General features: G+C 72.2%; 26 protein-coding genes. 18 read left to right on the top strand and 8 right to left on the bottom strand.

What is annotated here, in order from left to right; translation table 11 throughout:
- Positions 1 to 188: 188 nt before the first annotated feature.
- Positions 189 to 452 (bottom strand): hypothetical protein, encoded by a 264-nt coding sequence (locus LR269_RS02840; RefSeq protein ID WP_231429195.1) that lies wholly within the window; start codon positions 450 to 452, stop codon positions 189 to 191.
- A 200-nt stretch (positions 453 to 652) separates the two neighbouring features.
- Here LR269_RS02840 and LR269_RS02835 point away from each other — a divergent pair, with 200 nt between their 5' ends.
- Positions 653 to 1,084, top strand: coding sequence for a pyridoxamine 5'-phosphate oxidase family protein (locus tag LR269_RS02835; protein ID WP_231429194.1), 432 nt, complete (start codon positions 653 to 655; stop codon positions 1,082 to 1,084).
- A 25-nt stretch (positions 1,085 to 1,109) separates the two neighbouring features.
- Here LR269_RS02835 and LR269_RS02830 read toward each other — a convergent pair whose 3' ends face one another.
- Positions 1,110 to 2,975, bottom strand: coding sequence for a sodium:proton antiporter (locus LR269_RS02830; RefSeq protein ID WP_231429193.1), 1,866 nt, complete (start codon positions 2,973 to 2,975; stop codon positions 1,110 to 1,112).
- Between the two features lie 121 nt (positions 2,976 to 3,096).
- On the opposite strand from LR269_RS02830, the gene LR269_RS02825 reads away from it, so the two are divergent.
- The 4 genes from LR269_RS02825 (at position 3,097) to LR269_RS02810 (ending at position 7,936) form a co-directional block, all read left to right on the top strand.
- On the top strand, positions 3,097 to 3,855 hold the full coding sequence (locus tag LR269_RS02825) for a GAP family protein (protein WP_231429192.1): 759 nt from the start codon (positions 3,097 to 3,099) through the stop codon (positions 3,853 to 3,855).
- A gap of 64 nt (positions 3,856 to 3,919) precedes the next feature.
- Positions 3,920 to 4,738, top strand: coding sequence for a DNA/RNA non-specific endonuclease (locus LR269_RS02820; RefSeq protein WP_231429191.1), 819 nt, complete (start codon positions 3,920 to 3,922; stop codon positions 4,736 to 4,738).
- Between the two features lie 99 nt (positions 4,739 to 4,837).
- Positions 4,838 to 6,412: an FAD-dependent monooxygenase gene (locus tag LR269_RS02815; protein ID WP_231429190.1), complete on the top strand. Its 1,575-nt coding sequence runs from the start codon at positions 4,838 to 4,840 to the stop codon at positions 6,410 to 6,412.
- 129 nt (positions 6,413 to 6,541) lie between these two features.
- Entirely contained in the window at positions 6,542 to 7,936 is a 1,395-nt protein-coding gene (locus LR269_RS02810) for an MFS transporter (protein WP_231429189.1), read from the top strand.
- Positions 7,937 to 8,184: 248 nt separating this feature from the next.
- Here the strand turns inward: LR269_RS02810 and LR269_RS02805 are convergent, their stop codons facing one another.
- Positions 8,185 to 9,078, bottom strand: a complete 894-nt coding sequence (locus LR269_RS02805; protein WP_231432211.1) for a LysR family transcriptional regulator — start codon at positions 9,076 to 9,078, stop codon at positions 8,185 to 8,187.
- 151 nt (positions 9,079 to 9,229) lie between these two features.
- On the opposite strand from LR269_RS02805, the gene LR269_RS02800 reads away from it, so the two are divergent.
- From LR269_RS02800 to LR269_RS02785, 4 genes are all read left to right on the top strand, one after another.
- Positions 9,230 to 10,141: an NAD(P)-dependent oxidoreductase gene (locus tag LR269_RS02800; RefSeq protein ID WP_231429188.1), complete on the top strand. Its 912-nt coding sequence runs from the start codon at positions 9,230 to 9,232 to the stop codon at positions 10,139 to 10,141.
- 11 nt (positions 10,142 to 10,152) lie between these two features.
- Positions 10,153 to 11,655, top strand: a complete 1,503-nt coding sequence (locus tag LR269_RS02795) for a CoA-acylating methylmalonate-semialdehyde dehydrogenase (RefSeq protein WP_231429187.1) — start codon at positions 10,153 to 10,155, stop codon at positions 11,653 to 11,655.
- Between the two features lie 19 nt (positions 11,656 to 11,674).
- Positions 11,675 to 12,784: an alcohol dehydrogenase catalytic domain-containing protein gene (locus LR269_RS02790; RefSeq protein WP_231432210.1), complete on the top strand. Its 1,110-nt coding sequence runs from the start codon at positions 11,675 to 11,677 to the stop codon at positions 12,782 to 12,784.
- A gap of 200 nt (positions 12,785 to 12,984) precedes the next feature.
- Positions 12,985 to 13,860: an NAD(P)-binding domain-containing protein gene (locus LR269_RS02785; protein ID WP_308191607.1), complete on the top strand. Its 876-nt coding sequence runs from the start codon at positions 12,985 to 12,987 to the stop codon at positions 13,858 to 13,860.
- 13 nt (positions 13,861 to 13,873) lie between these two features.
- On the opposite strand, the gene LR269_RS02780 is transcribed toward LR269_RS02785, so the two are convergent.
- Positions 13,874 to 14,374 (bottom strand): MarR family winged helix-turn-helix transcriptional regulator, encoded by a 501-nt coding sequence (locus LR269_RS02780; RefSeq protein ID WP_231429185.1) that lies wholly within the window; start codon positions 14,372 to 14,374, stop codon positions 13,874 to 13,876.
- Positions 14,375 to 14,422: 48 nt separating this feature from the next.
- Between LR269_RS02780 and LR269_RS02775 the strand changes: the two genes are divergently transcribed.
- Positions 14,423 to 14,662 carry a hypothetical protein gene (locus tag LR269_RS02775; RefSeq protein ID WP_231429184.1) on the top strand — a complete coding sequence of 80 codons (240 nt, stop codon included), beginning with the start codon at positions 14,423 to 14,425 and terminating at the stop codon, positions 14,660 to 14,662.
- 13 nt (positions 14,663 to 14,675) lie between these two features.
- Here the strand turns inward: LR269_RS02775 and LR269_RS02770 are convergent, their stop codons facing one another.
- Positions 14,676 to 15,521: a LysM domain-containing protein gene (locus LR269_RS02770; protein WP_231429183.1), complete on the bottom strand. Its 846-nt coding sequence runs from the start codon at positions 15,519 to 15,521 to the stop codon at positions 14,676 to 14,678.
- 74 nt (positions 15,522 to 15,595) lie between these two features.
- Complete coding sequence (locus tag LR269_RS02765) at positions 15,596 to 16,183, bottom strand: GIY-YIG nuclease family protein (protein ID WP_231429182.1); 588 nt, start codon at positions 16,181 to 16,183, stop codon at positions 15,596 to 15,598.
- Between the two features lie 110 nt (positions 16,184 to 16,293).
- Here LR269_RS02765 and LR269_RS02760 point away from each other — a divergent pair, with 110 nt between their 5' ends.
- The 4 genes from LR269_RS02760 (at position 16,294) to LR269_RS02745 (ending at position 19,067) form a co-directional block, all read left to right on the top strand.
- Positions 16,294 to 16,962 carry a hypothetical protein gene (locus LR269_RS02760; RefSeq protein ID WP_231429181.1) on the top strand — a complete coding sequence of 223 codons (669 nt, stop codon included), beginning with the start codon at positions 16,294 to 16,296 and terminating at the stop codon, positions 16,960 to 16,962.
- A 16-nt stretch (positions 16,963 to 16,978) separates the two neighbouring features.
- The gene (locus LR269_RS02755; RefSeq protein WP_231429180.1) at positions 16,979 to 17,638 is read left to right on the top strand and encodes a cation transporter; all 660 of its coding nucleotides are present in this window, start codon (positions 16,979 to 16,981) and stop codon (positions 17,636 to 17,638) included.
- Positions 17,639 to 17,655: 17 nt separating this feature from the next.
- On the top strand, positions 17,656 to 18,543 hold the full coding sequence (locus LR269_RS02750) for a metalloregulator ArsR/SmtB family transcription factor (protein ID WP_231429179.1): 888 nt from the start codon (positions 17,656 to 17,658) through the stop codon (positions 18,541 to 18,543).
- Between the two features lie 89 nt (positions 18,544 to 18,632).
- On the top strand, positions 18,633 to 19,067 hold the full coding sequence (locus LR269_RS02745) for an arsenate reductase ArsC (RefSeq protein ID WP_231429178.1): 435 nt from the start codon (positions 18,633 to 18,635) through the stop codon (positions 19,065 to 19,067).
- 34 nt (positions 19,068 to 19,101) lie between these two features.
- Here LR269_RS02745 and LR269_RS02740 read toward each other — a convergent pair whose 3' ends face one another.
- Together LR269_RS02740 and LR269_RS02735 are read right to left on the bottom strand one after the other, a co-directional pair.
- Positions 19,102 to 19,593 (bottom strand): GNAT family N-acetyltransferase, encoded by a 492-nt coding sequence (locus LR269_RS02740; protein ID WP_231432209.1) that lies wholly within the window; start codon positions 19,591 to 19,593, stop codon positions 19,102 to 19,104.
- A gap of 8 nt (positions 19,594 to 19,601) precedes the next feature.
- Positions 19,602 to 20,927, bottom strand: coding sequence for an FAD-dependent oxidoreductase (locus tag LR269_RS02735; protein ID WP_231429177.1), 1,326 nt, complete (start codon positions 20,925 to 20,927; stop codon positions 19,602 to 19,604).
- Positions 20,928 to 21,009: 82 nt separating this feature from the next.
- Here LR269_RS02735 and LR269_RS02730 point away from each other — a divergent pair, with 82 nt between their 5' ends.
- The 4 genes from LR269_RS02730 (at position 21,010) to LR269_RS02715 (ending at position 24,294) form a co-directional block, all read left to right on the top strand.
- Positions 21,010 to 21,360, top strand: coding sequence for a metalloregulator ArsR/SmtB family transcription factor (locus tag LR269_RS02730; RefSeq protein ID WP_231429176.1), 351 nt, complete (start codon positions 21,010 to 21,012; stop codon positions 21,358 to 21,360).
- 70 nt (positions 21,361 to 21,430) lie between these two features.
- Positions 21,431 to 22,042: a DUF1349 domain-containing protein gene (locus LR269_RS02725; protein ID WP_231429175.1), complete on the top strand. Its 612-nt coding sequence runs from the start codon at positions 21,431 to 21,433 to the stop codon at positions 22,040 to 22,042.
- A gap of 126 nt (positions 22,043 to 22,168) precedes the next feature.
- Positions 22,169 to 23,083: a TIM barrel protein gene (locus tag LR269_RS02720; protein WP_231429174.1), complete on the top strand. Its 915-nt coding sequence runs from the start codon at positions 22,169 to 22,171 to the stop codon at positions 23,081 to 23,083.
- Positions 23,080 to 24,294, top strand: coding sequence for a Gfo/Idh/MocA family protein (locus tag LR269_RS02715; RefSeq protein ID WP_231429173.1), 1,215 nt, complete (start codon positions 23,080 to 23,082; stop codon positions 24,292 to 24,294). The genes LR269_RS02720 and LR269_RS02715 overlap by 4 nt, the downstream gene beginning before the upstream one ends.
- Positions 24,295 to 24,382 lie beyond the last annotated feature (88 nt).

Raw genomic sequence — 24,382 nt, 5'->3', positions numbered from 1 at the left:
ATCCGGGATGTGATCGTGCTGGGTCGTCATCGCGGTTCCCCCTCCGCCGAGACGGTCGCGATCGATGCCGGGACGGCATCGTCACGGTCGGCTGGGTCACACGATACGCGCGGCCCGGGCGGGTGCGCGAGCGTGTCGGGGGTGCGGCAGGCGCACGAGGGCGGATGCCTCGCCGCCGCGGTCGGGCGTCAGGCGGCGTGTCGCGCGCGCGGGGCGGACGCTGCGGCGAAGGTGAAGCGCGACCGGTGCTGCCCGTGCCGACGCGCCCGCACGCGCTGGGCGCGCGGCGGTACGGTGGCGGCGGCCGCCGCAGCCACCAGTCGGCCGTCGAACTCGTCGGCGATGCGCGACTCGGAGTTCGGGCGCAGGTGGTTGGCGCCCCGCGGGCAGGAGCAGGCCAGGCGGGTCTCCTCGCCGAGCGGTCCGAACACGAACTCGAGGTGGTGGGCCATGGCGCTTCCCCTTCCTGACGGCAGAACTGATGGCTCTACCCGAAGAGATGCACCGCGACGCCGATCATGACGCGGGTTCGCGCCAACGTTCCCGCAGCCATGCCGGTCACGGCGCTGCGTGTTGACGGCGGTCGCACGCAGCGGTAGACAGGCCGCAGGCTCTGCCGGGCGTCCGCTTCGGCGGGGAGGGAGGGACGGAGATGACCGACGACGACGAGCGCCCGCCGATGCGGGAGATGCGGTCGGCCGAGTGCTGGGAGCGGATCGAGCAGGCGCCGTACGGCCGGGTCGGCACGTACGCCGGCGGCGAGATGGACCTGTTCCCCGTGAACCACGGCGTGGATCGGCACAGCATCGTGTTCCGCACCGCACCCGGCACGAAGCTGCTCGCGATGACCGTGGAGCGGGACGTCCTGTTCGAGGTGGACGGCGTCGACGGCGGCGAGGCGTTCAGCGTGGTCGTGAAGGGGCGCGCTGCACGACTCGAACAGGAACGTGAGATCGACGCCGCCGAGCGCCTCGGCATCACGACGTGGGCGCCAGGCCGGAAGGATCGCTGGGTGCGGATCAGCCCCCGCGACATCCAGGGCCGGGCGTTCGAACTGCCGCCCGGGGCGGCCGCCGATCGCTGAACCGCGCAGGCGGTCGGGGCGAGGGTCAGCCTTCGACGCCCCGGATCTCGAGGCTGATCTGCTCGGCGTCGAGTCCTTCGAGCGCGGCGTTGAGCGCGGCGGCACTGAAGCGACCCTCGTCGCGCGCGTCGAGCAGGGCGTCGCGCTCGGCCTCGATCATGCGCACGCGCAGGCGGCGCACCTGCTCGGGGTCGACCCTGGGGGCCGTCCGGCCGGGCTCGGCGCCGCTCGCGGCCGCGGTCGCGATCATGGCCGTGTCGAGTTCACGCCGGTCGCCGCTCGAGGGCGCGCGAGCCTCGACGGCGTCCGTCGCGTCCGCGCCGTCGGGCTCGTCGGTGCCCGCGTCCATCGACAGCTGCCAGGCCGCGCGCATCTTCTCGGCGACCGCGCGCAGTTCGGGGTCGTCGGAGTCCGCGAGTTCGCTCATCGCCGCTCGGCGCAGCACCCCGCGCAGTTCGCGCCGCTCGGCCGCGTCGGCACTCGTGTCGCGTGGGGGCACGAGCCAGCGCACGAGCCACGGCAGCGTGCCGCCCTGCACGAGCAGCGAACCGACCGCGACGAGGAAGGCGATGAACACGAGCAGCGACCGACTCGGGGTGTCGGACGGCAGCGTCTGCGCGGCGGCCAGCGTGACGACGCCGCGCATGCCCGCCCACACGACGATGGTGCCCTCGCGCCATCCGAGCCGCTCGTCGAGGTAGTAGTCGATGTCGGCGACCCGGCGGCGGAAGATCGCACGGAACCGTTCGGCCTGCGCGGGCGTCGGCTCGGGGTCGCCGCGGCGTGGGCGCTTCGCGCGCCGCGCCTCGTATTCGGCTCGCCGCCGCTCGAGCTCGGGCGTCGTCGACGGGATGCCCCTGGCCCGGTCGTCGAGCACCGACTTGATGGTCGCCGCACGCTTCGCGCGCCTCGCGAGCCCGCCGAACAGCGAGGCGACGTAGGCCGCCCTGATCAGCACCGTCGCCACGAGCGCGATGGCCGCGAGCCCCGCCGCGTGCCAGGCACCGGCATGGGATGCCTCGACGTCGTCGACGATCGCGGTCAGCTCGAGTCCCATGACGAGGAACACCGCTCCCTCGAGCACGAGCTCGACCGTTCGCCAGTTCTGCACGTCGGAGAGGCGGTGCTGCGGGCTCAGGAACTTCGCGGCCCCGCGTCCCGTCACGATGCCGGCGACCACGGCGGCCACGAGTCCCGAGGCGCCCAGGCGCTCGGCCGGCAGCGACGCGATGAACGGCATCGTGAAGGAGATCACCGTGTTCACCGTCGGGTTCGAGACGCGGGCGCGGACGCGCAGGTTGAGCCAGCCGACCGCCCCGCCGATGATGACGGCCACGACGACGGCGTAGACGAACGAGCCGGCGACCGACCACAGCGACACCGAGGCGGCGATGCCCGCGATCGACGCGCGCAGCAGCACGAGCGCCGAGGCGTCGTTGAGCAGGCTCTCGCCCTCGAGCAGGGCGACGACGCGCGGCGAGACGCCGAGGCGTTTCACGATCGAGGTCGCGACCGCGTCGGTCGGGCTCACGATCGCGCCGAGCGCGATGCCGCCGGCGATGCCGAGGTCGGGGATGAGCCACGCGAACAGCAGGCCGAGCAGCACCGAGGTGACGACGACGAGCACGACCGACAGCCCGCCGATCGTCGAGAAGTCGCGGCGGAACTCCATCGTCGGCATCGACACGGCGGCCGAGTAGAGCAGCGGCGGCAGCACGCCTGCGAGGATCCACTCGGGGTCGATCTCGAAGGCGGGCACGACCGGCAGCAGGCCGATGCCGAGGCCGAGGAGCGTGAGCAGCAGCGGGGCCGCCACCCCGAGCTTCGGCCCGAACGCGGTGGCGGCGGCGATGGCGAGCAGGGCGAGCACTCCGGCCAGCAGCAGGTCCATCCGCCCATTCTGGCCCCGCAGAGGGTCGAGGGGCAGCGAACCGACGTCCGGTCCTCGTCGGCGGCGATATCCGTCGCGCGGGGGATCCGTCGGCGCCGAGGCATCCGGCAGCCTTGAGCCGATGGACCTCGATCTCCTGAGCGCCGCCGCCCTCACCGGCCCCGCGCTGCTCGGCGCACTCGCGCTGCTCGCGCTCGTCGACTCGACGAGCTTCGGCACCCTCCTCATCCCGACCTGGCTGCTCCTCGCCCCCGGCCGGCTCCGACCCGGCCGCATCCTCGCGTACCTCGCGACCGTCGCCGGCTTCTACCTGCTGGTCGGGGTCGTGCTGCTCACGGTCGCCGGGGCGGCGCTGCCGCAGCTCGCGGCGATCACGACGACGCCGGCGTTCCTCTGGGGGCAGCTCGTCGTCGGTGCCGGCCTGCTCGTCGGCTCGTTCTTCATCGGCGGCAAGCGCAAGCGCAGCGGCCCCGGCAGGTTCTCGCGCTGGCGCGAGCGGGCCGTGACGGACGTGTCGGGCGACGAGGGCGGCCTGCTGCCGCTCATGGGGCTCGCGATCGCGGCCGCGGCGGTCGAGGTCGCCTCGATGCTGCCCTACCTGATCGGCATCGGCCTGCTCTCGACCTCCGACTTCGACGCGGGCGCGCGCCTGCTCGTGCTCGCCGGGTACTGCCTCGTCATGGTGCTGCCTGCGCTCGTGCTGCTCGTGCTGCGCATCGTGGCGGCGCGAGCGATCGAGCGTCCGCTCGAACGCTTCGGCGCCTGGATGGAACGCAGTGCCGCCGACCTGACCGGGTGGATCGTCGGCATCATCGGCTTCCTGCTCGCCCGCGAGTCCGTCGTGGCGCTCGGCCTGTTCGGCGGCACGGTCGGGTACTGAGCCCCATCGCGCGCCGGCCGCGCGTCGCCGGCACGCTGTCGGACGGTCGTGGTCGACTCGTGGCATGGGTTTCGACGCGACGTTCCTGGGGGTGGCGGCGCCGATGCCGCGGGTGGCCGGGCCGGGCGCCCCCGAGTGTGTCGAACTCGACTACGTGCACTTCGCGGTCGTGCTCGACCCGGCGCGGCGGCTCGCACGGGTCACGGGCGTCAACGTCGACGGTGCGGCGCTCGTCGACCTCGACCGAGGCGGTGACGAGTGGCGACTCGACGACCGGGTGCCCGCCGACTGGCAGGCGGGCCCCGTGGTCTACGCCGACAACGACTTCGATCGCGGTCATCTCGTGCGGCGTCGCGACCCGGTGTGGGGCGAGCGCGCCGTCGCCGCGAGGGCGAACGCCGACACCTTCCACTACACGAACGCGGCGCCGCAGGCGTCGGGCTTCAACCAGTCGAAGGAGCTCTGGCTCGGCCTCGAAGACCACGTGCTCGCCTACGCAGAGGCGACCGCGCAGCGGCTGAGCGTGTTCACGGCGCCCGTGCTCGCCGCCGGCGACCCCGAGTACCGAGGCATCCGGGTGCCGCTCCGGTTCTGGAAGGTCGTCGCCTGGAACGCCCGTGGCGCGCTCGCCGCGACCGCGTTCATCGTCGACCAGGCGCCGCTCGTCGACACGAGCGAGGCCCGGCCGGTCGTCGGCGGGGCGCCGCCGCTCGGCCCGTTCCGCACATTCCAGGTTCCCGTGGCGGATGTCGCGGAGCTGACCGGCCTCGAGATGCCCGAGCTCATTGCCGCCGACGTGCTTCCGCCGACCGCGATCGCCGCCGGCTGGCGGCGCATCGAGTCGTTCGACGAGGTGCTGCTGCACGCATCGTCGGTCGAGTAGGCGCGAAGCGCCGAACCGAGGCCACGGGCGGGGTCTCGATACGCGTGCTCCTTCGTCGTGTGCTACTCGGCCGGCGGGGGGTGGTGCCACGATGGAGGCATGGAAGCGGCGAGCGGCTCCATCACGACCGACGTGCTCATCGTGGGCGCGGGCCCGAGCGGCCTCATGCTCGCGGTCAGCCTCGCGAAGCTCGGCGTGGACGCGCTCATCGTCGATGGCAAGAGCGGCCCCACCCGCGAGTCGCGTGCGCTCGGCGTGCAGGCCCGTTCGATGGAGCTCTACGACCAGCTCGGCCTCGTCGACCGCGTGCTCGCCGAGCGCGCGCCCGCCGCCGCGATCGCGCCGGGGGCGGGCCGTCGGGCGTTCGGCACGGTCGAGTTCCGCGGACTCGGCGACGGCATCACGCCCTACCCCGACATCACCGTCTTCGAGCAGAGCCGCAACGAGCGGCTGCTCGTCGACGCGCTCGCCGAGGCCGGCCGCGAGGTGCTCTGGGGGCATCGCCTCGAGCGCCTCGAGGTCGAGCAGGGCGCGGGCGCCGAGGCATCCACCGTCGTCGCCGAGCTCACCGCGCCGGGCGGTGACCGCCGCACGGTTCGCGCGCGGTACTGCGTGGGTGCCGACGGCGCGCACTCGAGGGTGCGTGAGTCGCTCGGCATCGCGTTCGAGGGCGTCACGAACGAGTACACGTACTACATCGCCGACGCGCTCGGCGTGTCCGGCCTCGTCGGCGACGCGATCAACCTGCGCTTCACGACCGAGCACTTCATTCTGGCGTTCCCGATGGGCGGCACGCGCATGCGGCTGCTCGGCATCGTGCGCGACGCCGACCTCGACGCCGACGGGAACCTGCACGAGGAGCGCGTGCGCGAGCTCGTCGGCCGCGAGTTCGGCGTGGAGTACTCCGAGAGCGCCTGGTTCACGACCTACCGGGTGCACCACCGGCTCGCCGCACGGTTCCGCGAGGGGCCGTGCTTCGTCGTCGGCGACGCGGCGCACATCCACTCGCCGGTCGGCGCTCAGGGCATGAACACGGGCCTGCAGGAGGCGCACAACCTCGCGTGCGCGCTGGCCGACGTCATCGTCGGCGGCATGCCCGACGCCCGGCTCGACCGGTACGAGGCCGAGCGCCGCCCGGTCGGCGAGACCCTCGTCGCGACGACGGACCGGCTCTTCGGCGAGGTCACGTCCGAGTCGCGGTTCGCGCGCTTCGTGCGCGGGCGCGCGCTGCCCGCGCTCGGTCCGATCGGGGTCCGGTTGCTGCCGTTCGTGGCGGGTCGCCGCGTGTTCGGCTATCTCTCGCAGACGCGCATCAGGTACGAGGTGCCGGATGCCTCGGCCGCGGGCCGATCGCGGCGGGAACGTCGTCGCGGGGCGGTGGTCGGAGTGCGGCTGCCGTGGACGGGCGGCAACTACGAGGTGCTGCGATCGATGCAGTGGCAGCTGCACGGCTACGGCGTGCCCGAGCGGGTGGTGCTGCGCATCGCGCGCGAGCTCGGCGTCGAGCCGCACGTGTTCCCGAGCGACCGCGGGGTGCGGGGGCGTCCACGGCTGCGCCACGACCGGGTGTATCTCGTGCGTCGCGACGGGTTCGTCATGGCCGAGGTGCGTGCACCGGGGCTCGGCACCGACCTCGATGCGGCGCGCGCCGCGATGTTCGCCGACGCCCGCTGAGCGCGCCGAGTGTGCGCAAACGCACACCGCGTGTGCGGGATCGGGGCTTGCCGCTCGCATCGATGCACGGTGAGAATCGCCTGCATCGCGACCCCCGATCGCGGGCCACACTACAAGGAGGTAGTCCCTATGGCTGTCGACGCTTCGACGCCCCGCACGTCCCCGAATCCCCCCGGCTCGTCCGTCCCCACCGGACTGCGAAAGGTCGTCGCCGCCTCGATGGCCGGCACCATCGTCGAGTGGTACGAGTTCTTCCTCTACGCCACCGCCGCGACCCTCGTCTTCAACGTCATCTTCTTCCCGCCGAGTGACAACCCGCTCGACAACATCATCAAGGCGTTCCTCACCTACGCCGTCGGCTTCGTCGCCCGCCCGCTCGGCGGCATCGTGTTCGGCCACTTCGGCGACAAGTACGGGCGCAAGAAGCTGCTGCAGCTCGCGATCATCCTGGTCGGCGTCACGACGTTCCTCATGGGCTGCCTGCCGACGTTCGACCAGGTCGGCTATGCGGCGCCCATCATGCTCATCATCCTGCGCTTCTTCCAGGGCTTCGCGGTCGGCGGCGAGTGGGGCGGCGCCGTGCTGCTCGTCGCAGAGCACTCGCCCGACAAGCAGCGCGGCTTCTGGGCGAGCTGGCCGCAGGCCGCGGTGCCCGCGGGCAACCTGCTCGCCACCGTGGTGCTGCTGATCCTCTCGCGCACGCTCACCGAGGCGCAGTTCCTCAGCTGGGGCTGGCGCGTCGGCTTCTGGCTGTCGGTCGTCATCGTCGCCGTCGGCTACTACATCCGCACGAAGGTCACCGATGCGCCGATCTTCATCGAGGCCCAGAAGGAGGTCGAAGCCGCGAAGAAGACGAACTACGGCGTCATCGAGGTGCTCAAGCGCTACCCGCGCGGCGTCTTCACCGCGATGGGCCTGCGCTTCGGCGAGAACATCATGTACTACCTCGTGGTGACCTTCTCGATCACGTACATGTCGGCGCACCTGCAGATGGACACGTCGACGATCCTCACGCTCATCCTGTTCGCGCACGTCGTGCACTTCTGCATCATCCCGGTGGTCGGCCGCTTCAGCGACAAGCTGGGCCGCAAGCCGGTGTACGCGGCCGGCGCGATCCTCGGTGCGGTGTGGGGCTTCGTCGCCTTCCCGCTCTTCGACACGAAGAACGACTGGCTGATCGTCGGCATCCTGATCGTCGGCCTCATCATCCACGCCCTCATGTACGCGAGCCAGCCGGCGATCATGGCGGAGATGTTCCCGACCCGCATGCGCTACTCGGGCGTCTCGCTCGGCTACCAGGTCACGTCGATCATCGCCGGATCGGTCGCCCCGATCATCGCGACGATGCTGCTGTCGAGCTTCGGCTCGTGGGTGCCGGTCGCGATCTACCTCGCGCTCGCCGCCGGTGTCACGCTCATCGCGGTCGTCGCGATGCGCGAGACGAACGGCATCTCGCTGCGATCGATCGACGACGCCGACCGCGCACGGGTCGCGGAGGAGGCGGCGGTGAGGACCACCGCGTAGGACGGCCGGGCCCCGCCCGACGCAGTCGGCGAGTCCTTGGTGCACGACCGCTGTTCCGATCCGAGCTCTGCCGGTTCCACCTCATCGATGAGGCGGAACCGGCAGAGCCGTCGTTCGCGGGCTGCCGCGCGGGGCACGAATGGAGTCGCCCCCGATGAAGTCCGCCCCGGCTGCGCCGGGTGCGCGATCTGCGCCGTGGAGCGGCGGAGCGAGAGCCGCGGCGGGCGCCGCCGCCGGGTCGTGGCCGCTCAGTTCGCGGCGACGGCCCGCCAATCCGGCCGGTGCTCGACGAGCGCGCGGAAGCCCGCCGCCACCGCCGGGTTGCGCAGGCTCTCCTCGCGGGTGACCGCCCAGTACGCGATCGGGTGGTCGTACTCGTCGGCGAGCACCCGCACGAGGCTCGGCTCGCGCGACGCGAGGAAGTCGGGCATGAGCCCGACGCCCGCACCGGCGACGGTCGCCGCGAGGTGCGCGAACACCCCGGTCGAGCGCATGCTCGGCAGCGTCGGCGGCAGTTCGTCGACGGCCAGGTCGAGTTCGTCGATCTGCAGCGCCGACTCGATGTAGTAGTTGAGGCGGTGCCCCGACATCTCGGCGATCGTGCGCGGCTCACCGTGCTCCGCGAGGTACGCCTCGCTCGCGAAGAGCGCGAGCGAGTACTCGAGCACGGGTGTCGCGAGCGCCTTGCGGACGTCGGGCCGGCCCACGGCGACCTCGATGTCGACGCCCGAGCGGTTCTGCCGCACGCGCTGCGTCGCGCTCAGCAGCTCGAACGACAGCCCGGGGTTCGCGGCCTGCAGCGGCGCGAGCGCGGGCACGGCGTAGAGCGCGGTGAAGGCGTCGGGCGCCGCGATGCGCACGAGCCCCGCGAGCCCCGGCTGGTCGACCTCGACGAGCGAGCGCATCTCGAGCTCGATGCGCTCGGCGACCGCCATCGCGCGCTGGCCCAGCGGCGTCGTCGCCCACCCGCCCGCGGCCCGGATGAGCACGTGCCCGCCCATCGCCGACTCGAGCGCGGCGATGCGCCGCGACACCGTCGAGTGGTTGACCCCCAGCACTTGGGCGGCCGCGGTGTACCGGCCGAGCCGGGCGACGGCCAGAAAGGTCATGAGCCACTCGGGGTTGGGGTCGTGCGTCGTCATCGTCACCCACACATCGTGCATGAATGCACAGCGCGAGTGCAATATTCGCGGTTCTCGCCCGTTGAATGTGCATTCATCGCGACCATATGGTGATTCAGCGCGGCGCCTTGGGGGAGGCGCCGCCGCACACGCCGAAGTCGAGGAGGACACGATGGCGACGATCGCATGGATCGGACTGGGCAACATGGGCGGTCCGATGACCGGCCGGCTCATCGAAGCGGGGCACGAGGTCGTCGGCTTCGACCTCGACGAGCGGGCGAGCCGGGCGGCCGCCGAGCGCGGCGCGCGCGTCGCGAGCTCCGTCGCCGAAGCGGTGGCGGACGCCGACGCCGTCTTCACGATGCTGCCGAAGGGCGACCACGTGCGCGCCGTGTACGAGGGCGACGGCGGGGTCTGGGCCAACGCGCCGCGGACCGCCCTGCTGCTCGACAGCTCGACCGTCGACATCGAGACCTCGCGCTGGTGCCACGACGGCTCCGCCGAGCGCGGGTTCCGATTCGTCGACGCACCGGTCTCGGGCGGCATCTCGGGTGCCGCGGCCGGCACCCTCACGTTCATGCTGGGCGGCGGCGAGGCGGATGTCGCGGACGCCGCCGACTTCGTCCGGCCCATGGCCGCCAACGTCTTCGCCGTCGGCGGCCCGACCCAGGGCATCGCCGCGAAGCTCGCGAACAACATGATGCTCTTCATCTCGCTCGTCGCCGCGGCCGAGGGCTCGCAGCTCGCGTCGAGCCTCGGCATCGACCCCCGTACGTTCTGGGACATCGCCCGGGTCTCGTCGGCCGACTCGTGGGCGCTGCGCACCTGGTACCCGGTGCCGGGGATCGTCGACTCGGCCGCCGCGAACCGCAACTTCGACGCGACCTTCGCGACGACCCTCGCCCTCAAGGACGTCTCGCTCGCGCTCGGCGCCGGGGAGGCCGCGGGCCTGAACCTTCCCGCCGCGCGGCTCGCGCGAGAGCAGTTCGAGGAGCTCATCGCCGACGGCCTCGGCGGCAAGGACTGCAGCCTCATCGCCAAGCTCGTGCGCGCCGACGGCGCCGTCGCGGGCTACACCGCCTGAAAGGAACGCCCATGACCGACACCCTCACCGCCGTGCGGACCATCCCGCACGTCATCGCGGGCGGCAATATCGACGACGACGCCCGTCGCAGCCCCGTCTTCAACCCGGCGACCGGCGAGCAGACCGCCGAGGTCGTGCTCGCCGACGACGCCCGCGTCGCCGAGGCGGTGGCCGCGGCATCCCTCGCCCAGAAGACGTGGCGCGCGACCGGACTCGCCAAGCGCTCGCACGTCATGTTCAAGCTGCGCGAGATCATCGAGGCGCGCAGCGGCGAGCTCGCGCGCATCATCACCGCCGAGCACGGCAAGACCGTCGACGACGCCCTCGGCGAGGTCGCGCGCGGGCTCGAGAACGTCGAGTTCTGCGCCGGCCTCATGCACCACCTCAAGGGCGACTACGCCGAGCAGGTCGCGCGCGGCATCGACGTGCACCAGGTGCGCCAGCCGCTCGGCGTCGTGGCCTGCATCACGCCGTTCAACTTCCCGGCGATGGTGCCGCTGTGGATGGTCACCACCGCGATCGCGGCGGGCAACGCCGTCATCCTGAAGCCGAGCGAGCGCGACCCCTCGGCGGCGGTCTGGCTCGCCGAGGCGTTCCGCGAGGCGGGGCTGCCCGACGGCGTTCTCAACGTCGTGCACGGCGACAAGGTCGCGGTCGACGCGCTGCTCGACCACCCCGACGTGAAGGCGATCTCGTTCGTCGGCTCGACCCCGATCGCCAAGTACATCTACACGCGCGCCGCCGAGCAGGGCAAGCGGGTGCAGGCCCTCGGCGGAGCGAAGAACCACATGGTCGTCATGCCCGACGCCGACCTCGACGCGGCCGCCGACGCCGCGATCTCGGCCGCGTACGGCTCGGCGGGCGAGCGGTGCATGGCCGTCTCGGTGCTCGTCGTGGTCGGGCAGGTCGCCGACCCGCTGATCGAGAAGATCACCCAGCGGATGTCCCGGCTCGTCGTCGGCGACGGCACCGATCCCGCCTCGGAGATGGGTCCCCTGATCACGCGCGAGGCGCGCGAGCGCGTCGCCGGCTTCGTCGAGGGCGCCGCGGCCGAGGGCGCGAACGTCGTGGTCGACGGCCGCGACCACCGCTTCGAGGGCGACGGCTTCTTCATCGGCGCCTCGCTCGTCGACCGGGTCGAGCCCGGCATGCGCGTCTACGACGAGGAGATCTTCGGGCCGGTGCTCTCGGTCGTGCGGGTCGACGACTACGACGCGGCGGTCGCGCTCATCAACGCGAGCCGCTTCGCCAACGGCGTCGCCGTGTTCACCCGCGACGGCAAGACCGCGCGCAGCTTCGAGTTCGACATCGAGGTCGGGATGGTGGGCGTCAACGTGCCCATTCCGGTGCCCGTCGGCGCGTTCTCGTTCGGCGGTTGGAAGGACTCGCTCTTCGGCGACACCCACATGTACGGCCCGGAGAGCTTCAACTTCTACACGCGACGCAAGGTCGTGACGACGCGCTGGCCCGAGCCGAGCGAGTCGCAGATCGACCTCGGCTTCCCGACGCACTGACGGGGCCGCGGCGATGTCGATCCGCATCCGCGGGGCCGTGCTCGAGGAGCTCGGGCGTTCCCGGCCCTTCGCCGAGTCGCGGCCGATCACGATCGGCGAGCTCGAGCTCGAACGCCCCGGTCCCGACGAGCTGCTCGTGCGCATCGAGGCGGCGGGCATCTGCCACTCGGATCTCTCGGTCGTCGACGGCAATCGCCCGCGCCCGGTGCCGATGCTGCTCGGCCACGAGGCCGCCGGCATCGTCGAGGAGCTCGGCGCCGAGGCATCCGCGGCCGGCTTCTCGGTGGGTGACCGGGTGGTGATGGCCTTCCTGCCTCGCTGCGGTGAGTGCGAGGGATGCCTCGCCGGCGGCGCCCTGCCGTGCACTCCGGGCACCGCCGCGAACACGGCGGGCACGCTCTTCGACGGCGACGTGCGCCTCCACCGCGACGGCGAGCCCGTGCGCCACCATCTCGGGGTCTCGGGGTTCGCGACGCACGCGGTCGTCGACCGGCGCTCGGCGGTGGTCGTCGGGCACGATGTGCCGCCCGAGGTCGCGGCCGTGCTCGGGTGCGCCGTGCTCACCGGGGGCGGAGCCGTGCTCAACGCGGGTGCCGCGCGCGAGGGCGACGACATCGTCGTGGTCGGGCTCGGCGGCGTCGGCATGGCCGCGCTCATCACGGCGGCGTCGCTCGGCTACGGCCGGGTCATCGGCGTCGACGGCGTCGACGACAAGCTCGAGCGGGCGCTCGAGCTCGGCGCCGACGCGGCGTACACGCCCGACGAGGCGGTGGCCGCAGGGCTGCGGGCTCCGCTCGTCGTGGAGGCGGCGGGCCATCCGCGCGCATTCGAGACGGCGTTCGCGCTGACCGCACCCGGCGGACGAACGGTCACCGTGGGGCTGCCGCCCGCATCGGCCGTCTCGCAGATCGCGCCGCTGACCGTGACGGCCGAGGCGCGCACGATCATCGGGTCGTACCTGGGGTCGGCGATCCCGTCGCGGGACATCCCGCGCTATGCCGAACTCTGGCGGCAGGGCCGGCTGCCCGTCGAGGCGCTCATCTCGTCGACCGTCGAGCTCGACGACGTGAACGCGGCGATGGACACCCTCGCGGAGGGGCGGGCGATCCGGCAGGTCATCCGGTTCTGAGCGTCTCCCCGGTCGCGGGGGCGCGCGGCGGCGTCTCGAGACCGGCGCGATCGACCGACTCGCGACGCTCCTCCGTCGCTCCGCAACGCGCGCGGCCTCGGCGTATCGTGGGGACGGAGAGCGCTTCACGTCGACGAGGTCGGGAGGGCAGGCCCATGGCGAACATCGCCTGGATCGGACTGGGACACATGGGTGGACCCATGTCGGCGAATCTCGTCGCGGCGGGTCACGCCGTGCGCGGCGTCGACCCGATGTCGGAGGCGCGGGAGGCCGCGGCGTCGCGGGGGGTCGCAGTGGTCGACTCGGTCGCCGAGGCGGTCGCGGGCGCCGACGCGGTCTTCACGAGCCTGCCGCGCAGTGAACACGTGCGCGAGGTCTACGCGGGCGACGGCGGGGTGTGGGCGACGGCACCCGCCGGGGTGCTGCTGCTCGACACGTCGACGGTCGACGTCGAGACGTCGCGCTGGTGCCACGAGGAGTCGGCACGGCGCGGGTTCCGTTTCGTCGATTCGCCGGTCTCGGGCGGAATCGCGGGGGCCGCCGCGGGCAGCCTCACGTTCATGCTCGGCGGTGACGCGGATGCCACCGCCGACGCCCGCGAGCTCGTCGAGCCGATGGCGGGCCATGTCTTCGAACTCGGCGGGCCGACGCTCGGCATCGCTGCGAAGCTCGCCAACAACCTGATGCTGTTCGTGTCGTTGCTCGGCGTCGCCGAGGGGGCGGCGCTCGCCGACTCGCTCGGGCTCGACCCGAAGAGGTTCTTCGAGGTCGCGTCGGTCTCGTCGGGGGAGTCGTGGCCGCTACGGCTCTGGTACCCGGCACCCGGCGTGGTCGAGACGAGTCCGGCGAATCGCAACTACGACGCGACGTTCACGACCGCGCTCGCCGAGAAGGACCTGTCGTTCGCGGTCGACGCCGGCACGACGGCCGGCCTGCCGATGCCTGCCTCGCGGGTTGCGCTCGAGCAGTTCGAGCGCCTCATCGCCGAGGGCTTCGGCGGCAAGGACTGCAGCCTCATCGCGAAGTTCGCGACCGCCGACGGCGGCGTGCCGGGGTTCACCCCGCCGGCTGCCTGACGCCTGCGCCGCGTCAGCCTCGCTGCACCGCCGCGATCACCTCGGTGAGCCGGTCGCGCAGCGCGCCGAGCTCGTCGAGGCTCATGCCGAGCCGGTCGACGACCTGGGGCGGGATCGACAGCGCCCGCTCGCGCAGTGCGCGCCCGCTCTCGGTGAGGGCGACGTCGAGGGCGCGCTCGTCGTGCGGGTTGCGTGCTCGGGTGAGGTAGCCCTGCGCCTCGAGGCGCTTCAGCAGGGGCGACAGTGTCGCCGGCTCGAGCTGGAGCGCCTCGCCGAGGTCGCGCACCGTGCGCGGATTGCGCTGCCAGAGCGCGAGCATCACGAGGTACTGCGGGTGGGTGAGCCCGAGCGGCTCGAGGATCGGCCGGTACACGCCGATCACACCGCGCGCGGCGACCGCGAGGGCGAAGCACACCTGGTTCTCGAGGGCGAGCAGGTCGACTGCGCCGTCGCCGTCTGCGGGGGTGGATGTCTCGGCGATCGCCGTTCGTGCGGCTGCGGTCTGCTCGGTCATCAGGCTTCCAGTATGACGTGGGGACAAATAGTTAGTACACTAATGATTGTGACACGAAGAAAGCGACCGGTCGAGCCAGGAGTGCAGCGCGGCTACGCCGGATTCATCGACCGCCTCAACGCGAAGCTGCTGCCGTACATCGGCCCGCCGCCGCTCGGTCCGTACGACGAGGAACCGAAGCCGGCGGCTCCGCCGGCCTGCCCGCTCTGCGGTGCCGCGATGTCGGCGCACGAGATCGACCGCTCGGGCGAGCGCACGCAGCTGCACTGCCCGGTGCCTGCGGCGTAGCCGCGCACCCGCCTCAACCTCGAAGGCCGCGGTCCTCGCGGGAGAGGTTGAGCCAGCGATCCGCGAGGAGGAGCTTCGAGCCTGCGCGATCGGGGTTCAACCACCTGAGATCGTCGACCGTGACGCCGAATCTGGCGGTCACTCCGATCGACGTGTCGCCGGCCGCGATGCGGTAGCGGAGCGGCGTGCCGTCGTCGTCGAGGACCGCCTCTCCGGTCGCGCCCTCTGCAGCCCCGTGGTCGACCACCCGCAGGCCGGGGTTCAAGTCGGGAAGGTTCCAGGTGAGCGGGGCGGTCGCGACGACCTCGTCGAATCCTCGCTCCGCTCCGGCCGCCGGTGCCCAGAGCACCGCCGTGCGCAGGTAGCTCGGGTCGTTCGTCACGAACCCGCCCGTGCCCGGGGTCGGTACGCGGAAGGCCTGGTCGGCCGTCGTCGCGAGCGGGTCGTAGCGGTAGTAGCTGAAGCCCTCCTTCAGCACCTCCCGGGTGGCGGTCGACGGCTCGGAGTTCAACTCCAGCGTCATGCCGGCGGTCGGCGCCGGCGAGATGCCGGTGAGCACGACCTCGAACCCGCTGGGTGTGCCGTTCGCCCGGAGCTCGATCGCGCCGCTCGTACCGCGGTCGTGGAACTCTCCGGTCGCGAGGACGGTGCCCGGCGCCAGGCCAGCGATGCTCGGCGGCGCGGCTTCGGCGTCGGGTTCATGCTCGGCGTCGCCGAACGCCGCGGCCGAATCGGTCGGTGGAGCCGAGGTGACGGGTCGTGCGTCTCCGGCGGCGGGGATGCAGCCGGTCAGCATGAACGCGAGCGCCGCAGCCGTCGCCGCCGAACGCAGCGCTCGGCGCACCGTCACTCGATCCATCGTCGAAGACTAGCGACGTGAGCCCGCCCGTGGGGCCGAATGCGCGGGTTGTGGAGAAGTCGCCGCCGGTCTGCTCAGTCGAGCCGCGGCCGGGCGAGATGCCGACTCACCCAGCGGTCGTACTGCGCCCAGGGGTCGTCGACACCGACGGCGAGCCCGGCGATGTGCTCGAGCAGCACGTCGTGCACGTCGAACCACTCGGTGCCGGCACCGCGGTACCGCGCGAACTGCTCGTGCCGACGCCGTTCGAGTCGCCGGCCGCCGCGTTCGAACGCGAGCACCTCGTCGTGCGGCAGGCTCGCGACGCGCTGCCGCGGGTTCGCCGAGGTGCCGATCTTCACCCGGTCGCGATAGCGCAGGTAGTAGACGACCTCGACGGGGTCGTCGCCGAGCGCTCGATCGGGCAGCTCGCCGTAGCGCCATTCGCAGTCGGCGCAGATCCAACCGGAGGGGTAGTGCACTCCGACCCGGGCCCCGCACGCCGGACACGGCCCCGGCAGCAGGTCGAGCTCGCCGACCTCACGCGCGACCCAGTCGTAGGCGACGAGCAGGTGCCCCGCGCAGAGCGCGATCGGCGTGCCGGCAGCGACGGGCCGCGAGCAGTGCACGCCGTCGGCCTCGACGATCGAGCAGCGCGCGGCCGAGGCATCCCTCTCAACCATGCGGCAACGGTACGACCGGCCGCCGACACGACCGCCCGTCACTCGCCCGCGATAGGCTCGTTCTCCGACGTCGAGTGGCGTCGGACATCGGTGTTCGAGGGGCGTGAAGCATGGCGTTCTGGCGCAGGAGGCGAGCGAAGCGGTTCAAGCCGTTCGACCGCAGCGCCCTGCCCGAGGTGGTTCCTCCCACGTTCGACGAGATGCTCGCCGAGGGCCTGCTCGTCGCCGAGGCCGCAGGTCGGATGGCCCTGCGCAACCGCTTCGTGATGCACGCCCTGCGCGGCGACGAGCCCTTCGACAACGACCGCGCCGCGGCCGCCGCCCGCGAGGTGCTCTACGAGCTCGTGCAGGAGGCCGACGAGGTCGCCGAGCGCACCGCCGACGACCGCAGCGTCGCCGCCAAGCGCGAGGGTCGCGCGTCGAACGAGCACGATTACCGCCGCGCCGACGCCGCGAACCTCCGACGCCGCGAACAGGTCTACGCGGCGATCGCGAAAGAGCTGTGGACGCGACGGGGTGATCCCGAGTACCTCGCGTCCTTCGCCGAACGCGCTCGCAACGAGGCCTGGGACGACGTCGCCGGGGCGATCGACGCGCGGCTCGCCCGGGAGTGGGGCAGCGGCTGGCCCGAGATCGAGGTCGACGAGACCTACGAGGCCGAGCGCGACGACCGCCTCCGCGACCTGCTGGGCGATCTCGAGCGCGACCTGCGCGAGGCCGAGTCCGAGCGCGAGCGCCGCGGCGAGGAGGCCGATCCCTTCCGGGGGTACGTCGGCTGATGGGCGAGGCATCCGCATGAGCGCGACACTGAGCGACGATCGCCGGGCGGTGCTCCATCGGCGCATCCGCTGGATCGTCGCGATCACCATCGGGTACAACCTCGTCGAGGCGGCGGTCTCGATCGCGGCCGGTGCCGCGTCATCCTCGGTGGCCCTGCTCGGATTCGGGCTCGACTCGCTCGTCGAGGTGCTCTCGGCGGCGGCGGTCGCCTGGCAGTTCACGCGCCGCGAACCCGAGAAGTACGAGCAGCCCACCCTGCGGGTGATCGCGTTCGCCTTCTTCGCGCTCGCCGCCTACGTCGGGGTGAACGCGGTGCTCAGCCTCGTCGGGGTGCTGCCCGAGGCCGAGCATTCGGCGCTCGGCATCGCGATCACCGCGCTGAGCGTGGTCGTCATGCCGTTCCTGTCGCTCGCCGAGCGCCGCACCGGGCGCGAACTCGGCTCGGCGACCGCCGTCGCCGACAGCAAGCAGACGCTCATCTGCACCTATCTCTCGGCCGCCACGCTGCTCGGCCTGCTGCTCAACTCGCTGTTCGGCTGGGCGTGGGCCGACTCGGTGGCGGCGCTCGTGATCGTCGTCTTCGCGGTGCGCGAGGGCCTCGAGGCATGGCGTGGCGACACGTGCGCGACGCCGGTCGGCATGCTGCTCGAGGGGGCCGACGAACACGACGCGTGAGGCATAGACTCTTGTCTATGAGTCCAGCCCACCAGCTCTCGGCCACGGTCTCCGACCCGACCCGTGCTGGGATGCTGCAGCTCATCCTCGATCAGCCCGATGGGCGCGAGACCGTGACGCGGATGGCCGAACGGCTCGGCCTGAGACAGCCCACGATCACCCATCACGCGAAGGTGCTGACGGAGGCGGGCGTGCTCGAGCGCCGTCCCGAGGGCCGCCGGGTCTGGTACTCGATCGCGCCGGAGCACCTCGATCGCGTGCTCGAGCTGCTCGGGTCGGAATCCGGCGCCGAGCCCGATGATCCCGTCTTCGCGCGGATCGTCGACGACCTGTCCGTCCGGTTCGCCGGAACGTTCAACCGGGAGACCGTCGAACGCTTCGTCGACGAGAGCCGCCTGCTGCTCGCCCGGGTGGGTGGCGGTGCGCGGTTGGCATCGCGCACGGCCGAGTTCTCGGAGCAGCGGCTGGCCGCGGTCGCGGCGCGAGACCGGGACCCCGGCGGAGCGCCGGCCGTGCTGTTCGTGTGCGTGCAGAACGCGGGGCGTTCGCAGATGGCGGCGGCACTGCTTCGCCGGCTCGCCGGCGACCGCGTGCAGGTGCGAACGGCAGGTTCCGAGCCTGCGGCGACCGTGGCGCCGACGATCGCCGCAGCGTTGGAGGAGATCGGGGTGCCGCTCGGCGGCGAGTTCCCGAAGCCGCTGACCGACGAGGTGGTGCGTGCGGCCGACGTGGTGATCACCATGGGCTGCGGCGACGCCTGCCCCGTCTACCCCGGCACCCGGTATCTCGACTGGGAGCTCGACGATCCGGTTGGGCGACCACTCGCCGAGGTGCGCGCGATTCGCGACGACATCGATCGGCGCGTGCGCGAGCTCATCGCGTCCCTGGGGCGGTCTGCCGCGTGAACAACGGCTGAATTGGCGGGCACGGTGTCCCGTCATCCATAGATGATGGTCTATGGTTGAAGTGCTCGAGCCCGAGGAGAGGATCTGCGATGTCCGAGAAGCCCACCGTCCTGTTCGTCTGCGTGCACAACGCGGGCCGGTCGCAGATGGCCGCCGGGTATCTGCGCGAACTGGGCGGCGACCGCGTCGAGGTGCTTTCCGCGGGATCGGAGCCGAAGGACCGGATCAATCCGGTCGCGGTCGAGGCGATGGCCGAACAGGGCATCGACATCGCGAGCAACGTGCCGAAGGTGCTGACCACCGAGGCGGTCCGCGACTCGGACGTGGTGATCACGATGGGGTGCGGCGACGCCTGCCCGATCTTCCCGGGCAAGCGCTATGAGGACTGGAAGCTCGACGACCCGGCCGGCCAGGGCATCGACGCGGTCCGCCCGATCCGCGACGAGATCCGCGGCCGCGTCGAGGCGCTGCTCGCCGAGCTGCTGCCGCAGCGTGCCGACGCGCGACCGGCGAACTCGGACTGAACCACCCGCACGACGTGCTGCGCGCATCGAAGCGTCAGCCGACGCCGTTCCGGGTCGAGCGGCGCTCGATGAGGACGGTGTCGCGCCAGTGCCCGGCGTGCGGGCCGAGCGTCGAGCGAGCGATGCGCTCACGTCGACCGACGACGCGGAATCCCGCCTGCTCATGTAGCCGGAGGCTCGCGATGTTCTCAGGGAAGATGCTCGACTGAATCGTCCAGAACCCGGACTCGTCGGCCGCGGAGACGAACGCGGCGAGGAGTGCGCGGCCCATGCCTCTGCCGCGCGCATCCTCGTGCACGTAGACCGAGTGCTCGATGACGCCGCGGTAGACCGGGCGGCCCGACACCGGCGACGCGGCCGCCCACCCGAGCACGAGGCCGTCGACTTCGGCGACCAGGCGCGGCGAGGCGATCTTGCCGGCGTCGAACGCCTCCCAGCTCGGCGCCGTCGTTTCGAACGTGGCCTCACCGCCGCGGATGCCCTGGTCGAAGATCTCCCCGACCATGGGCCAGTCCGCGGCGCGCATCGGGCGGATCAGCACGTCGGGCCCGAGCAGCAGCTCGACGAGCCGCCGAGGTCGGTCGAGCACACGCCCGTCGCCGGCAGCACGAGTTCGACGTTGGACGCCGAGGCGAGGTCGCCCGCGAGCCACGCCGTGACCGACCGCACCTGCTCGTAGCCGGTGGCCAGCAGGAAGGTGGGGGCGCGGCCGTACGACTTCATGCCGACGATGAAGAACCCGTGCTCGGGGTGGGTGAGCTCGGCGAAGCCGTGCGGCTCGACCGTGCCGCACGAGTGGACGTTCGGGTCGATGAGCGGCGCGAGGCGCTTGGGGGCCTCGACGATCTCGTCGAGCTCGAGGCGGATCTCGCGCAGCAGGTCGAGGTTCGGCCGGAAGCCGGTCGCGTTCACCACCACGTCGGTCGCGTGCACGGCGAGCTCGCCGCCGTGCTGTCCGACGAGCTCGGCGCCGTCGCCGGCGCGACGGGCGCGGAGGATCTCGAATCCGTCGACGAGCCGGATGTCTCCGCGGCGGACCGCGGCATCGACGCGGCCGCCGAGCTTGGCGCGGTCGGCGAGCTCGTCATCGGCCGACGACGAGACGCGCACGGCCTTGGCGTTGCGGATCAGCCAGCTCACCTCGGTGCCCGGCACCTCGCGTGCGAGCTGGACGAGCGCGAGGAGCGTGTTGGCCGCCGAGTGCCCGGCGCCGACGACGGTGGTGTGCCGCCCCGCGAACGCGTCGCGGTCGCGGCCGAGCACGTCGGGCAGGGCCGGCTGCACGCGATCGGCGATCTCGTCGAAGCCGAGCAGGTCGAGCCCGCTCGAGTTCAACGAGTTCGGCGAACGATACGTGCCCGAGGCGTCGATGACCGCGCGGGCGGTCAGTTCCTCCACCCCGGTGACCGTGCGGAGTCGGACGAGGAACGGCGTGGCCGACCGGTTCGCGGTGCGCGTGCGGTCCATTCCCTCGCGGCTGACCGCGAGCACCTCGGCACCGGTGCGGATGCGCGACGCGATCGGTTCGAGGCGGCTCAGCGGCAGGAGGTACGCGTCGACGAGCTCTCTGCCCGCAGGCGCGCGCTCGAGGGCCGGCAGCGCCCAGCCCTCGGCCTCGAGGAGGCGGCGCGACGCCGGGTCGACCAGGTGCTTCCACGGCGAGAACAGCCGCGTGTGACCCCAGGCGCGCACGCTGTCGGCGATGTCGTCACCCGCCTCGAGCACGACGAAGTCGATACCGCGCTCCACCAGGTTCGCCGCAGCGGCGAGGCCGATCGGGCCGGCACCGATGATCACGACGGGCAGTGTGGACAGCCGGTCGTTCGTCACGGGTCGGGTGGTCAAGTCGAGCAGCGTCACTGCATCCTCCTGATATCGATGAACTTCGATATCAGGATGCCGCGATATATCGATGGTTGTCAATATCGAGTAGTATCGATGCATGGTCACGATGCTCGAGGTCCGCGATGTCAGTACCGAGGCATGCTGCGCGCCGCTCGTGCGCGAGACGATCACCGCCGACGAGGCCGAGCGGTTCGCACGCCGGCTGAAGGCGCTCGCTGACCCGGTGCGGCTGCGGCTCGTCTCGATCGTCGCCGCCTCGGCGGGGCAGGAGGCGTGCGTCTGCGACCTCATCGAACCCGTCGGACTGAGCCAGCCGACGGTCTCGCACCACCTCAAGATCCTCACCGAGGCCGGGTTCCTCTCCCGCTCGAAGCGCGGCACGTGGGCGTACTACCGGCTCGTGCCGGGAGCGCTCGAGGCCGCCGCTGCGCCACTGCTCGACGCCTGATCGCTCGGCCGGGGCGGCCGGGCCCCGGCCGCACGTCGCCCGGGACACGGGGCACGGGTAGCGTGGGCGCATGATCGGGCGAACGGTGACGTGGAGCGAGGGGCACTGGACGAGGGAGCCGGCGTCGACTCGCGTCGAAGACGGCGCGCTCGTCGCGCAGGCGCTCGAAGGCAGCGACTACTGGCGGACGACCCACTACGGGTTCGTGCACGACGACGGTCACGGACTGCTCGCCGAGTGGCCCGCCGACACCGCCGTGGAGGTCGACTTCGACACGTCGTCGCTCACGGGGCTCTACGACCAGGCCGGGCTGCTGCTCTTCGCCAACGAGGCCCAGTGGGTGAAGGCGGGCATCGAAGTGAGCGACGGAGTGCTGCACCTCGGGGCGGTCGTCACGAACGGGGTGTCCGACTGGTCGCTCGCGCCCGTGCCCGAATGGGCGGGACGCCTCGTGACCATCCGCGCGAGCCGTGGCGGCGAAACCGGTGACGCCGTCACGCTTCGGGCGCGAGCCGACGGCGGGCCCTGGCGCACGTTGCGGGTCGCGCCGTTCACCGCCGGCGACGCGCAGGCTGGGCCGATGCTGTGTGCGCCGCTGCGGGCCGGTCTCGAAGTGCGCTTCCCGCGCTGGGCGTTGGCGCCGGCGGATGTCGAGTTGCACGCCGATCCGCCGGGGGAGTGATCGGAGTCGGGCTCGGATGCGGACGATCCACAGACTTTGTCTGTCATGTTGTGAATATGTCAGAACCTAGTACCCTTGACCGCGGAGACAGCGCAGGTGCGTCTCCGCGGTTGAGAGGAACCTCGGTTGATCCGAACAGCGAACGCCCCCGTCAGCTACGGCGTCTTCGAACTGTCCATTCCCGATCTCGTTCCGCTGCCCGACGGTGAGCAACTCGCCGGCTGGGTCGCCGAGGCGGGGTACGACGGCATCGATCTCGGCCCCGTCGGCCTCTTCGGCGACCGCGAGACGCTGCCCGCCCTGCTCGGCCGACACGGCCTGGCCCTCGCAGGCGGATGGGTCGACCTGCCCTTCGCCGCCGATGACGACGAGTTCGAGGCATCCTTCGCGGGGCTCGCGCACGTGCTCGACCTGTTCGCCGCCGCCGCTGCCGCAGCGCCCGCCGGCGCGCTCGCGCCGAAGCCCACGATCGCCGACTCCGGCTCCGCCGAGCGCAAGGCCCGCCCGGGCGGCGCCCCCGAGCTCGAGCTCGACGACGACCGGTGGGCCCGGTTCGCCGCCCGCGTGCAGCGCGCCGCCGATGCGACCCGCGCCGCCGGCCTCGAACCGACGTTCCACCACCACGCGTGCACGTACGTCGAGACTCCGCACGAGATCGAACGGTTGCTCGCCGACACCGACATCGACCTGACCTTCGACACCGGCCACCTGCTCATCGGCGGCGGCGACCCCGTCGCCGACTTCTCGCGCTGGGCGGACCGCATCAACCACGTGCACCTCAAGGACGCCGATCGCTCGGTGCTCGCCTCGGCCGCCGGCTCCGACGACCCGATGCGCGACGTCTGGCAGCGCCGTGTGTTCGTGGCCCTCGGCGACGGCGACCTCGAGGTCGACCGCATCGTCGACCAGATCGTCGACTCGGGCTACGCCGGCTGGCTCGTCGTCGAGCAGGACGTCATCCTGCAGAGCGCGGCCGACGTCGACCGCGCCCGAACGGATCAAGCGGCCAACCGCGAGCGCCTGCGGCGGTGGTTCGCATGACCGGCTTCGACGCCCCCGACCGCACGAGCGAGCAGGCGGATGCCGCGACCCACGAGCGCGTGAACCTCGCCGTCATCGGCCTCGGCGCCATCAGCCAGAGCGTGCACCTCCCGCTCATCCGGCGCAACGCCGACCGCATCGCCCTCACCGCCGTCGTCGATCTCTCAACGTCGCGCGCGCGGGGCATGGCCGAGGCATCCGGCACGGGCGTCGCCGCGTTCGACTCGATCGACGCGCTCATCGACGCCGTCGTCGCGGGCGAGGTCGCCGTCGACGGCGCCGTGCTCGCGACCTCCGGCTCGCACGCGCCCGACGTCGCGAAGCTCGTCGGCGCCGGCATCCGCGTGCTCGCGGAGAAGCCCCTCGCGTTCTCGCTCGCCGAGGTCGAGTCGCTCCGCGCCCTCGCCGCCGAGCGCGGCGTCGACCTCGCCGACTGGGTGCGGGTCGGCTACATGAAGGAGCACGACCCGGCCTCGGCCGAGGTGAAGGCCCTGCTGCAGAGCGTCGAGCTGCGCGCGGTCACGGTCGAGGTGCTGCATCCGGCCGACGGGGCCCAGCTCGCGTTCGCGAACCTGCAGGCTCCGCCCGCCGACGTGCCCGCCGACCTGCTCGCGGCCCTCACAGCCGCGACGGATGCCTCGGTCGGGACCGCGATCGGCGAGGCGGCGGGCGACCTGCCGAAGCTCTACACGAACGTCGTGCTCGGCTCGATCGTGCACGACATCGGCCTGCTGCGGTACCTCGTGGGCGGCATCGGGGCGGTCGACCGGGCCCGTCACACGGGCGGGTTCCCGGGATCGCTGAGCCTGGGCGGCACCCTCGCCGAGCACGCCGACGTGCCCTGGTCGGTCGACTGGCACTTCATCCCGCGCTACCCCGAGTACCGCGAGACGGTCACGTTCCACCACGAGGAGGGCAGCATCTCGCTCGTCTTCGCGGTGCCGTACGTGCTCAACGTGCCCACCGTGCTCACCGTCGTCGAGAACGCCGACCGCCTCGGCGCCCGGCGCTCCGAGACGCGGTGGATGCAGGAGGAGGCGTTCGAGCACGAGCTCCGCGCCTTCGCGGCGCTCGTCGCAGGTCGTCCGGCACCGGGCCCCTCGGTCGACGAGGGCGCCGCCGACATCGTCGTGGGCCAGCGGATGCTCCGCGCCCTCGCCGATTCCGCCGGCACGCCGATCGGCGCCGGCACCGAGGCATCCGCCTCGTAACCCCGAGCCTCGCGCTCGGGACATGCAAGACCCGAACCCGCAGCACCACCCGCGCGCCGGTCACCCTGCCGGCCGCGAACCAGAGAGA

The sequence above is a fragment of the Agromyces sp. S2-1-8 genome, from assembly GCF_021129215.1.
In the GTDB taxonomy this organism is placed as follows: domain Bacteria; phylum Actinomycetota; class Actinomycetes; order Actinomycetales; family Microbacteriaceae; genus Agromyces; species Agromyces chromiiresistens.
The sequence above is the reverse complement of the archived record's forward strand: the minus strand, read 5'-3'. Positions and strand labels throughout refer to the sequence as shown.

Excerpts from the sequence above, each read along its gene's own strand:
- LR269_RS02840 (WP_231429195.1), bottom strand. The coding sequence starts at position 452 with ATGGCCCACCACCTCGAGTTCGTGTTCGGACCGCTCGGCGAGGAGACC.
- LR269_RS02835 (WP_231429194.1), top strand. The coding sequence starts at position 653 with ATGACCGACGACGACGAGCGCCCGCCGATGCGGGAGATGCGGTCGGCC.
- LR269_RS02830 (WP_231429193.1), bottom strand. The coding sequence starts at position 2,975 with ATGGACCTGCTGCTGGCCGGAGTGCTCGCCCTGCTCGCCATCGCCGCC.
- LR269_RS02825 (WP_231429192.1), top strand. The coding sequence starts at position 3,097 with ATGGACCTCGATCTCCTGAGCGCCGCCGCCCTCACCGGCCCCGCGCTG.
- LR269_RS02820 (WP_231429191.1), top strand. The coding sequence starts at position 3,920 with ATGGGTTTCGACGCGACGTTCCTGGGGGTGGCGGCGCCGATGCCGCGG.
- LR269_RS02815 (WP_231429190.1), top strand. The coding sequence starts at position 4,838 with ATGGAAGCGGCGAGCGGCTCCATCACGACCGACGTGCTCATCGTGGGC.
- LR269_RS02810 (WP_231429189.1), top strand. The coding sequence starts at position 6,542 with ATGGCTGTCGACGCTTCGACGCCCCGCACGTCCCCGAATCCCCCCGGC.
- LR269_RS02805 (WP_231432211.1), bottom strand. The coding sequence starts at position 9,078 with ATGACGACGCACGACCCCAACCCCGAGTGGCTCATGACCTTTCTGGCC.
- LR269_RS02800 (WP_231429188.1), top strand. The coding sequence starts at position 9,230 with ATGGCGACGATCGCATGGATCGGACTGGGCAACATGGGCGGTCCGATG.
- LR269_RS02795 (WP_231429187.1), top strand. The coding sequence starts at position 10,153 with ATGACCGACACCCTCACCGCCGTGCGGACCATCCCGCACGTCATCGCG.
- LR269_RS02785 (WP_308191607.1), top strand. The coding sequence starts at position 12,985 with ATGTCGGCGAATCTCGTCGCGGCGGGTCACGCCGTGCGCGGCGTCGAC.
- LR269_RS02780 (WP_231429185.1), bottom strand. The coding sequence starts at position 14,374 with ATGACCGAGCAGACCGCAGCCGCACGAACGGCGATCGCCGAGACATCC.
- LR269_RS02770 (WP_231429183.1), bottom strand. The coding sequence starts at position 15,521 with ATGGATCGAGTGACGGTGCGCCGAGCGCTGCGTTCGGCGGCGACGGCT.
- LR269_RS02765 (WP_231429182.1), bottom strand. The coding sequence starts at position 16,183 with ATGGTTGAGAGGGATGCCTCGGCCGCGCGCTGCTCGATCGTCGAGGCC.
- LR269_RS02760 (WP_231429181.1), top strand. The coding sequence starts at position 16,294 with ATGGCGTTCTGGCGCAGGAGGCGAGCGAAGCGGTTCAAGCCGTTCGAC.
- LR269_RS02755 (WP_231429180.1), top strand. The coding sequence starts at position 16,979 with ATGAGCGCGACACTGAGCGACGATCGCCGGGCGGTGCTCCATCGGCGC.
- LR269_RS02750 (WP_231429179.1), top strand. The coding sequence starts at position 17,656 with ATGAGTCCAGCCCACCAGCTCTCGGCCACGGTCTCCGACCCGACCCGT.
- LR269_RS02745 (WP_231429178.1), top strand. The coding sequence starts at position 18,633 with ATGTCCGAGAAGCCCACCGTCCTGTTCGTCTGCGTGCACAACGCGGGC.
- LR269_RS02740 (WP_231432209.1), bottom strand. The coding sequence starts at position 19,593 with ATGCGCGCCGCGGACTGGCCCATGGTCGGGGAGATCTTCGACCAGGGC.
- LR269_RS02730 (WP_231429176.1), top strand. The coding sequence starts at position 21,010 with ATGGTCACGATGCTCGAGGTCCGCGATGTCAGTACCGAGGCATGCTGC.
- LR269_RS02725 (WP_231429175.1), top strand. The coding sequence starts at position 21,431 with ATGATCGGGCGAACGGTGACGTGGAGCGAGGGGCACTGGACGAGGGAG.
- LR269_RS02715 (WP_231429173.1), top strand. The coding sequence starts at position 23,080 with ATGACCGGCTTCGACGCCCCCGACCGCACGAGCGAGCAGGCGGATGCC.